We start from the raw sequence: 13,288 nt of genomic DNA on the forward strand, positions 1-13,288 counted from the left end.
AAGCTGGGATAGCATGGGATGAAATGGGCCTCAATGGGATCAAGGCTAGGATTTAACCATGTTTTGACGTGTGACGACTTAAGCACGCTCGAACAGCTGGAACATACACGGAACAGACAAAGTATTCACAGGCTGTGCGTCGTTCTAACCTTCCATTGCCAGACAATAGGTTAACGCCCGCAAAAGCGCGGGGCCGCCGCCAGAACGCTGAAATGCGGGGATAATCCGAACTCAGATTAAGCGACGCGCTTAGGCAGGACGCCAACGCCCAACCTACGGGCCTCAAGTGGGCCAAAGGCCGATAGGCCCGAAGAAAAAAGCCGGCCTCAAGCAGCGCGAAGCGCGGTAGGCCAAGAAAAATGCCAGACGGCCTGTAAGCCGGGTTTTGTTCCGATCCGAGGCCGAGGCCCGGATCGGCGACGATCATTCCTCTGGACCGACCATTGCTGATCGGTTCTCGCGACCTACCCGGACATCTGAGGCGGTGAGCCCCGCGAGCGAGCCCGCGCGATGTCCCTATTTGGTCTTGCTCCAGGCGGGGCTTGCCATGCCGTCCCTGTTGCCAGGTCCGCGGTGGGCTCTTACCCCACCCTTTCACCCTTACCGGCCTCGCAAGGCCGGAGGTTTGCTTTCTGTGGCGCTATCCCTCGGGTCACCCCGGGCGGAAGTTATCCGCCGCCTTTTCACCGTGGAGCCCGGACTTTCCTCGACGGACGCGAAGTCCGCCGCGACCGCCCAGCCGTCTGGCGCGCGCTAGATGCGCGTTAGCGGCGCGAACGTCAATTCAATACGCCCGTGACACTCTCGGCGCTGGCCAGTTGGAGCAGGCCGACCAGGCGGGCGCGGGTTTCGCCGTCAGCGACGCCGTCGACGCGGGCCGGGCGCCAATGACGCTGGAAGGCGCGGACGGCGGTTTCGACGGCGGCGTCGTAGTCGCCACTGGCCTTCAGGCCGTAGCCCAGCCGATGCAGGCCGGCGCTGAGCACCATCGGGCCGATGCCCTGATCGCCCTTTTGCAACAGGCCGCCCAAGGCCTGAACCCGTTCGGCCGCCGGTTCGAACCACAGGCCGTGCCCGGCCTCGGCCAGACGCTTCCAGGGGAAGAGTTCGCCCGGATCTTCCTTGCGATCCGGCGCCAGGTCGGAATGGGCGATGATGCGGTTGTCGGCGATGGTCCAGCGGCTGCGAATGTCGGAGATCAGGGCGATGACGGCCGCGATCTGGGCTTCTGGGAAGGCGCGGTAGCCGAACTCATGGCCGGGATTGACGATTTCGATTCCGATGGAGGCTGCGTTGCAGTCGTCCTCGCCCTGCCAGACGCCGCGGCCGGCGTGCCAGGCGCGGCGCTCCTCGGGCACCAATTGAAAGACGCGGCCGTCTTCCTCGACCAGATAGTGGGCCGAAACCTTGGCCTCGGGGTCGCGCAGGCGGGCAAGCGCGGCCTCGCCGGTCTGCATGCCGGTGTAGTGCAGCACCAGCATGTCAGGCGGCGCACGGCGCGCGTCGAAGTTGGGCGAAGGCGCGTCGATGTAGGACGTCATGGGCGGCGTCGGCTCAGCGGCCGTTGCGCTCCCAGCCATAGGCGACCCAGGCGCCATCCACCTTGTGCGCCTCGATCAGGTCGGGATCGCTGTTGCGGCGACGCGGCGCGATATTGCGGCGGGTGCGCATGACCAGACCGACCAGAAAGACCAGAACGCCGGCGAACAGGGCGATGACCGCCACGGCCGCAGCGGTGAAGACGGCGAGGACGGCGCCGACCGCCATGGCGCAGACGGCGGCGATCATGCCGGCGACCCACATGACGGACGCCACCAGGCCGTTGGGACGGCGGCGGGCGGCATGGCCGATGGCGGCGAGACGTTCAGGCTGGAACATGGATCATCCTTTCAGGCGATCCGGGGAACGCCTGACACGCAATGTCGGTCCATCGGGGCTTGCGGTCAATGGACCGCGACGCACGGTCGCGTGCGCCGCGCCCCGTCAAAAGACCGGCTGATCGGCCAGAACCACCGCGCCCTGGCTGCGCATGCGATCGCTGTCGATCCGGCGCATTACGGCCTGGGCCTGGGGATCGGCCATGACGCCGCCCAGCATGACCAGCGCCTTGGCGGCCTCGGTCTGCACGCCGAACATTTCGGACAGGGCCTCGAACGGCGACTGCTGCTTGGGGAAATGCTTGAAGCGGACAGGCTCGTTGTCGGGAATCTTGGCCAGTTGGCGGGCCTTGTTCACCGCCTCGGTCACGCCGCCCAACTGGTCGACGAGGCCCAGCGGCAGGGCTTGGGCGCCGGTCCAGACGCGCCCCTTGGCGATTTCGCGCACCCGGTCCGGCGAAAGTTTGCGGCCCGTCGCCACACGGGTGATGAAGTCGTCGTAGATCCGGTCCATCGAACTGGCGAAGGCCGCGCGCTGCTGGGGGGTGAACTCTTGCGTCGGCGAGAAGGCGTCGGCGTATTCCCCGCCCACCGTCAGCTCACGCATGTCGACGCCGAACCGGCCCAGCGCATCGGCCAAGACGAACTTGCCGCCGAACACGCCGATCGAGCCGGTCAGGGTCGTGGGCTGGGCCACGATCCAGTCGGCCTCGGAACTGATCCAGTAGCCGCCCGAGGCCGCATAGGCGCCCATGGACACCACCACCGGCTTGCCCGCCGCCCGCGCCGCGCGCACGGCGGCAAGGATCTGCTCGGACGCTTCGGGCGAACCGCCGGGCGAAGAGACGCGGAAGACGATCGCCTTGACGCTCTTGTCCTCGATCGCGTCGTAGATGGCCTCGGCCGTGTCGTCGGAATGGATGGACGAGCCGCCGCCGAAGCGGGCGCCGCCGCCGCGCCCGGTGACGATGGCACCCTCCCCGCCGACGATGGCGATGGCGTTCTTGCCCGAACCCGTGCGTTCGCCCTTCTGGCTGGCGTATTTGCCGAACTCGACGATCTCGGCGCCTTTGCCGGCGCGGGTCTTGATGGCGATCTCGGCCTCTTCGACCTGGCCCACCTTGTCGATCAGCCGATTGCTGAGCGCCTGTTCCGCCGAATAGGGGCCGGCCTCGATCACCGTCTTCAGCGCCGGGGCCGTCGTCTTGCGGTCCCTGGCCGCGTTGGCCAGGGCGGTGTCGTAGATCGACGTCATCCAGGCCGTCATCGCCTCGCGGTGCGGGCCGGTGTAATCGCTCTGGGTGTATTCGTTGACGGCGTTCTTGTACTCGTAGCGCTGTTCAAACTCGGGTTTGACGCCGTATTTCTGGAAGGCGCGGCCCAGGAACAGACTGTCGGCCGAGAAGCCCGTGGCCTGGAAGCCGGCGGTGTTCTGCATCCACAGCTCCGACGCCGAGGCCCCGACCATATAGGTGGACATCACCGCGCCCGACGGGGCGAAGCCCTGGCTGTGGGCGATGACCGGCTTGCCGGCATTGCGGAAGCGGTGGATGGCCTGGCGCAGTTCGTCGGCGGTGGCGGGCGTCATGCCGCTTTCCGGCAGGCGGATCAGCAGAGCCTTGACGCTGCTGTCGCTCTGGGCCTGATGCAGGCCATCGACCACGTCCGTCAGGGCCAGGCCCGAACTGCCGAAGGCCGCGAACGGATTGGACGACGGCTGGTCGCTGACGCCGCCGCGCAGGTCCAACTCCAGAACGGTGGTCGCCGGCGTCGTCGGCTTGGACGACGAGGCGACGGCGACCGTCAGCAGCACCACGGGAATGACGACGACGAACAGGATCAGCCCGGTGAAGACACCAAGGACCGTCAGGAAGAATTGCTTCATCGGAGGGAAAACGCGCGCTCGCAGGCCGGAAATGGCGTCGCCAGCATAGGGGGACGCGGGCCGTCGTCAAATGACGCGCGTGCAATCCGTCGGTTGACCTGGCGTTCGCAGCCGCACCCGATTGCTGCGACGCAGCGTGCGGATTGATGCGAGGCCCGGAAATCCCTATATGAGCCGCCTGTGAGCGAGGGCCTGCGCCCCGCGTTTTTCTTGCTGGAGACCGCACGATGCTGGTCACCCTGATGAAGTCCAAGCTGCACCGCGCCACGGTGACCCAGGCTGATCTCGATTACGAGGGATCGATCGCCATCGACATGGACCTGCTGGACGCCGCAGGCATCTATCCGCACGAGCAGGTCGATGTGTTGAACATCACCAATGGCGCGCGCTTCACCACCTATGCGATCGAGGCGCCGCGCGGCTCCAAGGTCATCGGCGTCAACGGCGCCGCCGCCCGCCTGGTGCAGAAGAACGACAAGGTGATCGTGGTCACCTACGGCCAGCTGCCGCAGGAAGAGGCGCGTCAGTGGAACCCGAACGTGGTCCTGCTGGACGACGCCAACGCGATCAAGAACGCTGGCTAAGGCGCTTCGCCTCTCAGAATGCAAAAAGGCCCGCCGGCGACGGCGGGCCTTTTCTTTATCCGGTTGATGCGATCAGCGGGCGATGTCGTAGACGCCCGTGATGTCGATCCGCACCGTCAGTTCGCCGGCGGAAACCGGGGTGCTCTCGGCCCGATCCATCGACACAGCGCGGGCGGCGAACATCGGCATCGGCGGCTGGGGCGCATAGCCGCCGCCCTCGGTCAGGTTGCGGATGCCCGACAGCTGGACGTTCAGCGACTGGGCGTACAGCTGGGCCTTGGCCTGCAGGTTGCGCACGGCCAGCTGGCGCGCCTGGTTTTCGGCGGCGGTCGGATCCTTCAGGCCGAAGCTGATGCCGTCGATCTGGTTGACGCCGGCGGCGACCACGGCGTCGGCCGTCGTGCCGACCTTGCTCAGGTCATTGATGACCACCGTCACGCGGTTGACCGCCTGATAACCGCGCAGCTTGGGCGGTTCGTTCTGGACGTAGTCGTATTGCGCCGACAGGTTCAGACCGGAGGTCTGGATATCGCGTTCAGCAATGCCCGCGCGACGCAGGGCGGCGACGACGCGCGTCATTTGCGTGGCGTTGTCGCGCATGGCTTGCTGAGCCGTGACGGCCTCAGTCTGCACGCCGAAGGTGATGGTGGCCATGTCCGGCGCGGCCTTGACCTCGCCATAGGCCGACAGGTTCAGCGACGGCGCGGGTTGCATCATGTGCATGGCTCCCATGGGTTCGGCCGTCTGAGCCATGGCGCGCGGCGTGGCGGCGGCCAGGAAGGCGGCGGCGGCGACGGCGCCGCCCAGGGCGACGGTCTTCAACGACAGGGTCTTCAGGGGGGCGGCGGCCAGGGTGCGGGTCATGCAGTCTTCTCCGTGAGCGATCCGGGACCGGCGCATTCGCCGATCCGTTGCAACGACCTTGGCCGTTCTCGCCTGAACCAACGCCCGTGCGCCTTGGCAGTTTCCGTTCATCTTCGTGAAATCGCCGAAAGATCGCCTTCTTGCCCGCCCCCGCTTGGCAAGCCGCGCCCGCGCCTGCTAGGCGAAACCCCTACCGCCGGGGCGCGCCTTGGGGGCCTGTAGCTCAATGGTTAGAGCCGACCGCTCATAACGGTCTGGTTGGGGGTTCGAGTCCCTCCGGGCCTACCACACTGGAATGTCCACTACCGTCTGCTCGTTACAGGTGATTTTGCGTCGTCCCCTTACCTGACGTCACGAGTGTCTGCTCAGGGTGGGAAGCGGACCCTAGCGGACCGGCGTTTCGGCGATGACGGCGGCCAAATCTTCCTCCACATGCGCTTCAAGGTACTCGCGTACTGGAAGGGCGAAGCAAGCCTGCCAGGGCTGCGTCTGCACGTAGTGATCCCAGAACCGTCGACCGGCGGGGCTTCGGGTGAACTGCCGTAGAGCCTCCAAATCCGGCACGTAAAGACTTTGCGCTAAAGGCTCTGCGACACACTGGATTGCCTCATCGATCAACGGAGCTGGCGCTGCCCTCACGCGTGCGATGAAGCGATCGGAGAGAAGACTGTCGCGATCATAAACGTTGGCGCTGCGCTCGCTCAGGACATCCCCGGCAAACATGCTCGCAGCAATCTGGAGTCCCCAACTATTCTCAGACGTGTTCGGATCGGGATCGAAAAGCGCCGAAGCGGCAGATCTCCGCTCAGGCCCCGGATCCTGAGGCAGGGCGGGCGGGATTGAAGGAACCTGAAGGGCCAGGGTCGAGACGAGCGCTGCGATCATGGACTGACCGTATCGGCAGCCCAGGATGTCATCAACTGGTCTCCAGCCGTCATTGGCCCGGCCGAACCAGACATCACTGCCCTTGGCAGAAAGCCTACCTTCCGCATGTCCGCAACGGGGCGAAAGCCGAAGCAGCCATCACCGCGGAGACGGACCTCCGCCTAGATTTCGCGATGCGCTGACAAGAGCGCCCTCATCGCACTGTGTTTTGTCCGCTCAGATCAGGGCGATGGGGATCAGGATGGCCAGGAGGTAGATCAGCGCCCGGATCAGGGCCAGCACGGCGATGACGGCGCCGCGCCCCTTTGACACGTTCAGCCGCCGGGCGAACCAGCGGGACTGCACGACGACGAACCAGGCCGTGCCGCCGATCATGATCGCGGCGCCGACCGCATTGGGCAGTTCGGGTCGCTGAAAGATGGTCCCGCCCGCCGAGACGAAGGCGGCGCAGACGGCGGCGAGATAGCATTGCGCATAGAAGGGCGCGCGCAGGGTCTCGCGGGCGATACGCTTCTTCTCATGGCGCAGCAGGGTGACGGCGGCGACCAGCGGGATCAGGCTGAAGGCCAGCGAGCGGAACAGGACCAGGTTCTGCTGGGACGCATAGACCATGCGGCTGAGGTCGGTCGCCTCGGGCGGCGGCGGCACATGCAGCGCCATCGACAGCAGATTGGTCAGGACGATGGTGGCCAAGAGGAACAGCGGCGGGCTGAGCGCATCGTCGTAGCGACGCTCCTCGCTGTCGCTCTGCTCGCGGTCCGAATAGTCCATCGCCGCCAGCGGCCCGCGCAGGATGCGCCACAGGGTCAGGGGATAGAAGACCAGCCAGCTGACCGCCTCGAAGAGAAACTCCTCGAAACTGCGCAGGATCTTCAGCAGGTCCATTCGCGCCCCCGGTTACGACCCCGCGATCGTGGGTCGCCGGGCCGGCGCTTGCAACCCCCCCGACTACTGAACCGCCAGCGCCGCCTCGCGGATGCGGCCGACCATGCTGTTCAGGCCATTGGCGCGCTGGCGCGTCAGGGCCGAGGGCAGGCCCAGCCGATCCAGCGCCGCGCGAGCGTCGAAGGCGACGATCTCCTGCGGCGTGCGGCCGGAATAGAGTTTCAGCAGCAGGGCGATATTGCCCTTGGACAGGGCGCTGTCGCTGTCGGCGGCGAACCACAGCCGCCCGTCGTCCTGCGTCGTCGCCAGCCAGACCTGGGCGGCACAGCCCGGCACCTTGTTGGCCTCGATGCGGTCGGCCTCGTCCAGCGGGGCCAGCCCCTTGCCCAGTTCGATGACGTATTCGATCCGTTGCTCCCAATCGCCCAGCAGGTCGAAATCCTCGGCCAGTTCGGCCAGGGTCTGGTCCAGGGTGTCGGTCGGCGGCGTGCGGTCGGTCATGCGCCGCCAGATAGGCCGCGCGGCTGTTAACGACAACCGGCCGTTTTGTCCCCCGATATTCATGGTGAACGCCGCAATGGGGTTCGCCTCAGGGGGGAGCGGCCTCGCACCGACTCAGCCGCAGCCCTAGTCTGGGCGCAGACGAAACCCATGGCCCGCCCTTCTTGAAACCCGACGCCCACGCCAGATTCGAGGACGACCCGACGCACGACGCGGCGTTGGGCGCCCCGCTGGTCGCCTTATGGCATGCCATCTGGGCGGTGGCTGTGGCCCTGACGGCGCTGGCGGCCCAGATGATGGACGGGCTGAAGGACGCGCCGCTGGCCGCCCTGCTGCTGATGGCCTTCCCCGGCGTGTTCGGCGTCGTGCTGATGGTGCGCGACAGCGTGGGGCTGAGGCTGGCCGTCATGGGCGGGTGGATTTTGGCCGCCACCGCCTCGGCCGGCCTGACCGGCGGCGTCACCGGCGCCCTGCCCGGCCTGATCCTGACGCCGCTGGCGGCGGGGATCGCCCTCGATCACGCCCGCGTCGGCGCCGATCGTCTGACCCGGATGGGCGCCTTTGCGGTGGCCCTGCCGCTGCTGGCGGGGCTGATCTCGACCTGGCTGAACGGGGCGGAAGCGCAAGGCCCCTTGCTGGCCGCCGTCTCGGGCCTGCTGGCCATGGGCGCGATCATCGCCGCCATGCGCCTGACCTGGAGCGCGCGCCAGCGTCGTCTGGCCGAAGCCGAGGACGAGGCCGCCCGGATCGCCGCTCTGCTGGAGGATCAGCCGGCCCTGACCCTGCTGCTCGATCCGTCGGGCCGCGCGGTCGCGACCTGGGGAACGCCGCCGCCCGCCCTGTCGGTGCTGGCGCTCAGCGAGCAGGGCCTGATCTCGGCCGTCCATGCGCCGGATCGCCCGGCCGTGTCCGCAGCGTTGGCCCGCGCCCTGTCGGGCCAGTCGGTCGAGGTCCAGTTCACGCCGCGCATCGCCCTGGACCGCCGCGTCGTCATGATCCTGGGCCCGTTCCAGCATGAGACGGACCGCCCGCGCCTGATCGCCCAGGCGTTCGACGGCACGGCCCAGTTCGCCCGCGAGCTGGGGCTGGAGACAGCCCGCGTCGAGGCCGAGGCCCAGTCGGCCGGAAAGACCCGCTTCCTGGCCAATATGAGCCACGAGCTGCGCACCCCCCTGAACGCCGTCATCGGCTTTGCGGACATCATGCGTCAGAAGCTGTTCGGCCCCCTGCCCGAACGCTACGCCGGCTACGCCGACGCCATCCATCAGGCGGGCGGCCACCTGCTGGACCTGATCAACGACGTCCTGGACCTGTCCAAGATCGAGGCCGAACGCTACCAACTGGCGATGGAGACATTCGACGCCCGCGACGCCGTGTCCGCCGCCGTCGCCCTGGTCCGGCTTCAGGCGGACGACAAGGGGGTCGAGCTGGCCGCCGTCCTGCCGTCCGAGCCGATCAAGGTCCGCGCCGACGCCCGCGCCCTGAAGCAGATGGCGCTGAACCTGCTGTCGAATGCGGTCAAGTTCACCCCGGCCGGCGGCTCGGTCACCATCACCCTGGACGCCGACGGGCCGGACCTGGATCTGGCCGTGTCCGACACCGGCGTCGGCATCGCGCCGCAGGATCTGCAACGCCTGGGCCGCCCCTTCGAACAGGCCGGCGGCGCCGACCAGAAGGCGCAAGGCACCGGCCTGGGCCTGTCCCTGGTCCGCAGCCTGACCGAACTGCACGGGGGCCGCATGACCATCGACAGCACCCTGGGCGAGGGCGCGGCGGTGATGATCCGGTTGCCGGTTATGGTGGTTGGCGAAGCGAGCGAGACGGCTGTCGATGCGACGCCGGTCACGGTCGAACCTTGATATGATCGGCGAGGTGGCCGGCGAACGGGGGGAAGTGCTCGTTGACCCGCTCCATTATCCGTCAGATCATGGAACATGGTTCGAATTTCGCCCCTGCTCGCGCTGCTGTGCATCGGTTGTGTGGCTGACCAGCCCGAAAGCTTAAAGACAGTCGCCGCCTTCGAAGTCCCGCTGCCAACAGCGACCGACAAGTCCGACTTTCTGGCGTTAATGCGTCAAGAAGCAGTAGCGCAGGGTTATCACCTGGATGCGGCATCCGACGACCAACTGCGAGCCTTGTCGCGCGTGTCCCCGTTGACCCTTAACGCCTCGATCTGGAGGGGAAACGACGAGGAAAACATGGTCTCGGCAATGGACGGAGCCGACCATGTCGGACGCATTTGGATCACCTTTTCGAAGGGTGACAACCCTGAGCGGTCCGTAAAGTTACAAAATTCTTTGATATCGAAGATAAAGCAGCGCTGGCCCGACACGGCTGCGCTACCCATAATGCCTAGTGGAGCCATACCATTGGCTAGAGACCTCGTTCGGACGCCGCTTGGCTACGAAGTGAGGGCTTCGGAAGCGTCGAAATATCAGGCTGAACGTCAATGACGATCGACCGTTATGGGAGATAACCGCCCGCCCTAAACCTGCCCCATCGCGAGGAAAGCGCGGCCCGCCGCGAAGTCGCCGGCCTCGAAGGTGGAGCGGGCGATGCTGCCGTCGCGGAACAGGAACTCGACGGTGAAGACCTCGCGCGGGTCCAGCGCCGACAGGGCGTCAGCGGCGGCGGCGGGGAACAGCCAGGCCTGACCGGCCGGGCGGCCTTCGGGCAGCAGCATCGTATCGGCGCTGGTGACCCCGGCGGCCCAGAAGGCGCGGCGCTGGGCGACCGGCGGCAGGTCGTGCGCCAGCCACGGACGCGGCGCCACCGTGTGGTCGCGCATCACCACCCGCACCCCGGTCGGCCGCGAGCGCCCCTGCCAGGACACGACGGCGGCCAGTTGATCGGGCCGGTCCATGCCGCCCACTACGCCGAACCGCACGGGCGAGGCGCCGGTCACGGTCGCCTGCATCAACCGCCAGGTCGGGCGCGCATAGGCGGCGCGATCCGCGCTCCACTTCCGGCGATCACCGGGAAACTCCATCCGCGTCGTGCGCGACCAGCCGGAAAAGGCGGTCTGGACCCGGCCCTGAACCGTCTTCAGATCCGTCGAGCCGCACGGCGTCGTGTTCGCCCGCGCCCGCGCCCGCTGCGCCGTCTCGGCCAGCTGCCGGTCGTTGGATCCCGCCCGCAGGGCCGCGCCCCGCGCCTGATAGGCCGCGGCCGTCAGGGCGGCGGTCAGTTGCGGCTCGAACAGGCCGCAGCGGTCGTTGGCGGCCAGCACGAAGCTGCGCTCATAGAAGCGGTCCTGCGGCGCGGCGAAGGCCACGACGGGCGCCGCGGCGATCAGCGCGGCCGACACGAAACCTCTGGCTTGCCGGGGGGAAAGGCCTATCCTCATGCCCCGACCCTAGCGCGCCAGGGTTGGGGTTCCGTGTTCGAGCAGGGTTAGCGAATTGCTTCTTTCCAGCGACCTGTGGGTCAGCGCCCTGATCCGCCGCGCCCAGATCGAGGGCGCCTATGCGACCGTGGTCAAGAAGGGCGACGCCCGCGCCGGCTCGGTCATCGTCAAGGCCTACGACACCTCCACCCGCACCGCCCGCCTGTTCACCGAAGCCTTCGGAACCGACGGCGACCGCCTGTGGATCCAGCCCGTCACCTCCGACAGCGAAAGCGAACTGGACGCCTATATCTCCCGCCAGCGGGGCTATGACCCGGACCTGTGGGTGGTCGAGGTCGAGGACCGCCAAGGCCGGCACTTCATCACGGAGACAGTGCAGGGATAAAGCCTCAGGTTGAAACAAATTTCCTTCACCACTATTGCGCGTTTCTGTTTTGTTCACTATGGCTACATTGTCTTCCGAAATGGACTCGCGCTAGGAAACAGTATGCGAACAGCACTGGCTCTCCAAACGGATTTCTGGTCCGACGCCCCGCTCGAAGACACAGTCGGGCACAACCTGATTGATCAGCTCAAAGCATTCACTTTCAACGGCGCGCCAACTGTTGTTGAAGATTGGAACGGGACACCGTTTCTTTACAACGAGTTCTGGACCGCTCGTCAAAGACAGGCACATAGAATTCATGAAGTCAGCTACCGCGCTTGCTTCAAACCTCAGTTACCTGCGTTTTTCATTGACCGCCTGACTCAACCTGGCGACCGAGTATACGACCCATTCATGGGGCGTGGCACCACTCCCGTAGAAGCAGCAATCCGAGGAAGGCGGCCCGTTGGCAACGACGTCAATCCGCTCAGCACCATGCTCGTTCGGCCGCGCCTACATGCGCCATCGGACATTGATGTCGAACGTAGACTTCGACAAATCGACTGGAGTTGGGATGGGCCAGTGCGCGAGGACCTTAAGGTTTTCTATCATCCCGAGACGTTGAATCAGATACACGCCCTGCGCCACTGGTTCGCCGAGCGCCAGTCGGCCGGCACATTCGACACCGTCGACGACTGGATTAGAATGGTGGCGATCAACCGGCTGACGGGACATTCGCCTGGATTCTTTTCAGTCTATACCTTGCCGCCAAACCAAGCTGTCTCGATCGACGCGCAAGCGAAAATCAACACTAAGCGAGATCAAACGCCGCCGGTTCGGTCAGTTCCGGCTATAATCCTGAAGAAGTCGCGTTCGCTACTGGGCGATGCCCCTTTCCGCGCCGACAATAGTCAATTGTGCACCGGGTCCAGCGACATCACCCCAGACATCGCAACGGCGTCGGTTGATCTGGTGGTCACGTCGCCGCCTTTCTTGGATGTCGTCCAATATGCTCAGGACAACTGGCTGCGCTGCTGGTTTGCTGATCTCGACATGTCCGGCGTCGAAATCGCCATGCATAAAAAGGTCGAGGATTGGCAAGCCTTCGTGCGCTCGACCTTCACTGAACTGGGCCGCGTCGTCCGTCCAGGCGGTCATGTGGCGTTCGAGGTCGGCGAGGTCCGCAACGGCAAGGTGCAACTGGAAAAGGTGGTTCTAGACGCCATCATCGGCCTGCCGTTCGAACCGCTAGCCGTCGTTGTGAACGTGCAGGAGTTCACCAAGACGGCCAACTGCTGGGGCGTCGGCAACAACGTTGCGGGGACGAACACGAACCGAATCGTGGTTTGTCGAAGGAATGAAACCACCATCCAATAATCCTTCTGCAGACCTTGAAGCCGTTTTTGAACAAATGCTCAAGCGCGTTAGGGGAGTGCCTCTTCGTGTAATTGTCAGGGCATTGGCAGACTGCGAAGTGATCCCTATCGACCACACCTTACCCGAGGATGTGGAGTTATTGGCTCATCTTGATATCGCAATCCGCGACGCGGCTGCGTCTGTGCGGCGCGACCCTATCGTTAGACCTCGGCCCAACGAGGTTGGTAATGATATCGAAGCTTTCGTGAAGAAGGCGCTCCTCGCACAAGGTTTTCGCGTGACCCCTCCTGCTGCCCGCAACGGCTTAACCAAGGGAGTCGGCTATCCAGACATCCTGGTTTTTGATCGTCATGACCGTCCGACCTATATTGAATGCAAAACCTACAGCGCAAAAACAGCGATCTCTTCTATGCGCTCGTTTTATTTATCTCCTTCGGAGAGCTTCAAGGTCTCGCACGACGCTCGCCATCTCGTGCTCTCATACGAGATGCTGGAAGAACAAATAGCAGAAGCGACAACAAAACTGTATGCCTATACACCGCTCGCTTTCAAGCTGGTGGACGCCACCGAACTATTGTGTGATGTAAAATACGAATTCAACTCTGACAACCGCCGCCTCTACGATGATCGGCTAATGCTGCTGAGGGGAAAACTCTAGGGCTTCTAACCTGACAAGTTGGCGCCAAGCGTGCGCTCAAAGATGACTTTGAGGCGATCTTC

14 protein-coding genes, 1 tRNA gene and 1 other RNA gene are annotated in these 13,288 nt (G+C 65.2%); 7 read left to right on the plus strand and 9 right to left on the minus strand.

The window, feature by feature from the left end; translation table 11 throughout:
- Positions 1 to 358: 358 nt before the first annotated feature.
- The 4 genes from rnpB to sppA form a co-directional block, all read right to left on the minus strand.
- Positions 359 to 747: RNase P RNA component class A (gene rnpB / locus AC3WRC_RS04720), an RNA gene on the minus strand.
- 32 nt (positions 748 to 779) lie between these two features.
- Complete coding sequence (locus tag AC3WRC_RS04725; RefSeq protein WP_066550309.1) at positions 780 to 1,541, minus strand: N-acetylmuramoyl-L-alanine amidase; 762 nt, start codon at positions 1,539 to 1,541, stop codon at positions 780 to 782.
- Positions 1,542 to 1,554: 13 nt separating this feature from the next.
- Complete coding sequence (locus AC3WRC_RS04730; RefSeq protein WP_017504540.1) at positions 1,555 to 1,878, minus strand: hypothetical protein; 324 nt, start codon at positions 1,876 to 1,878, stop codon at positions 1,555 to 1,557.
- A 105-nt stretch (positions 1,879 to 1,983) separates the two neighbouring features.
- Positions 1,984 to 3,762, minus strand: a complete 1,779-nt coding sequence (gene sppA / locus AC3WRC_RS04735; protein ID WP_492303079.1) for a signal peptide peptidase SppA — start codon at positions 3,760 to 3,762, stop codon at positions 1,984 to 1,986.
- Between the two features lie 227 nt (positions 3,763 to 3,989).
- On the opposite strand from sppA, the gene panD reads away from it, so the two are divergent.
- Positions 3,990 to 4,346, plus strand: a complete 357-nt coding sequence (panD, locus tag AC3WRC_RS04740; protein ID WP_017504542.1) for an aspartate 1-decarboxylase — start codon at positions 3,990 to 3,992, stop codon at positions 4,344 to 4,346.
- 72 nt (positions 4,347 to 4,418) lie between these two features.
- Here the strand turns inward: panD and AC3WRC_RS04745 are convergent, their stop codons facing one another.
- A complete protein-coding gene (locus AC3WRC_RS04745; protein WP_165117881.1) occupies positions 4,419 to 5,210 on the minus strand; it encodes an SIMPL domain-containing protein in 792 nt (263 codons plus the stop codon).
- Between the two features lie 212 nt (positions 5,211 to 5,422).
- Here AC3WRC_RS04745 and AC3WRC_RS04750 point away from each other — a divergent pair.
- A tRNA-Ile gene (locus tag AC3WRC_RS04750) sits at positions 5,423 to 5,498 on the plus strand.
- A 96-nt stretch (positions 5,499 to 5,594) separates the two neighbouring features.
- Here AC3WRC_RS04750 and AC3WRC_RS04755 read toward each other — a convergent pair.
- The 3 genes from AC3WRC_RS04755 to AC3WRC_RS04765 form a co-directional block, all read right to left on the minus strand.
- Positions 5,595 to 6,095: a hypothetical protein gene (locus AC3WRC_RS04755; RefSeq protein ID WP_492303080.1), complete on the minus strand. Its 501-nt coding sequence runs from the start codon at positions 6,093 to 6,095 to the stop codon at positions 5,595 to 5,597.
- Positions 6,096 to 6,311: 216 nt separating this feature from the next.
- A complete protein-coding gene (locus AC3WRC_RS04760) occupies positions 6,312 to 6,980 on the minus strand; it encodes a hypothetical protein (protein ID WP_492303081.1) in 669 nt (222 codons plus the stop codon).
- Between the two features lie 63 nt (positions 6,981 to 7,043).
- Complete coding sequence (locus AC3WRC_RS04765) at positions 7,044 to 7,481, minus strand: SufE family protein (protein WP_055754061.1); 438 nt, start codon at positions 7,479 to 7,481, stop codon at positions 7,044 to 7,046.
- 164 nt (positions 7,482 to 7,645) lie between these two features.
- On the opposite strand from AC3WRC_RS04765, the gene AC3WRC_RS04770 reads away from it, so the two are divergent.
- Entirely contained in the window at positions 7,646 to 9,340 is a 1,695-nt protein-coding gene (locus AC3WRC_RS04770; protein WP_492303082.1) for a sensor histidine kinase, read from the plus strand.
- A gap of 75 nt (positions 9,341 to 9,415) precedes the next feature.
- Positions 9,416 to 9,934 (plus strand): hypothetical protein, encoded by a 519-nt coding sequence (locus tag AC3WRC_RS04775; protein ID WP_492303083.1) that lies wholly within the window; start codon positions 9,416 to 9,418, stop codon positions 9,932 to 9,934.
- 32 nt (positions 9,935 to 9,966) lie between these two features.
- On the opposite strand, the gene AC3WRC_RS04780 is transcribed toward AC3WRC_RS04775, so the two are convergent.
- The gene (locus AC3WRC_RS04780) at positions 9,967 to 10,788 is read right to left on the minus strand and encodes a hypothetical protein (RefSeq protein WP_492303084.1); all 822 of its coding nucleotides are present in this window, start codon (positions 10,786 to 10,788) and stop codon (positions 9,967 to 9,969) included.
- A 94-nt stretch (positions 10,789 to 10,882) separates the two neighbouring features.
- On the opposite strand from AC3WRC_RS04780, the gene AC3WRC_RS04785 reads away from it, so the two are divergent.
- From AC3WRC_RS04785 to AC3WRC_RS04795, 3 genes are read left to right on the plus strand one after another with little or no spacing between them, the layout of a single operon-like run.
- Positions 10,883 to 11,212 (plus strand): DUF1491 family protein, encoded by a 330-nt coding sequence (locus AC3WRC_RS04785; protein ID WP_492303085.1) that lies wholly within the window; start codon positions 10,883 to 10,885, stop codon positions 11,210 to 11,212.
- A 9-nt stretch (positions 11,213 to 11,221) separates the two neighbouring features.
- Positions 11,222 to 12,568 (plus strand): DNA methyltransferase, encoded by a 1,347-nt coding sequence (locus tag AC3WRC_RS04790; protein WP_492303086.1) that lies wholly within the window; start codon positions 11,222 to 11,224, stop codon positions 12,566 to 12,568.
- Positions 12,549 to 13,226 (plus strand): hypothetical protein, encoded by a 678-nt coding sequence (locus AC3WRC_RS04795; RefSeq protein WP_492303087.1) that lies wholly within the window; start codon positions 12,549 to 12,551, stop codon positions 13,224 to 13,226. Before AC3WRC_RS04790 ends, AC3WRC_RS04795 begins: the two co-directional genes overlap by 20 nt.
- Positions 13,227 to 13,288: the final 62 nt, after the last annotated feature.

The organism is Brevundimonas sp. EU05-FHT14B07 (genome assembly GCF_058790795.1).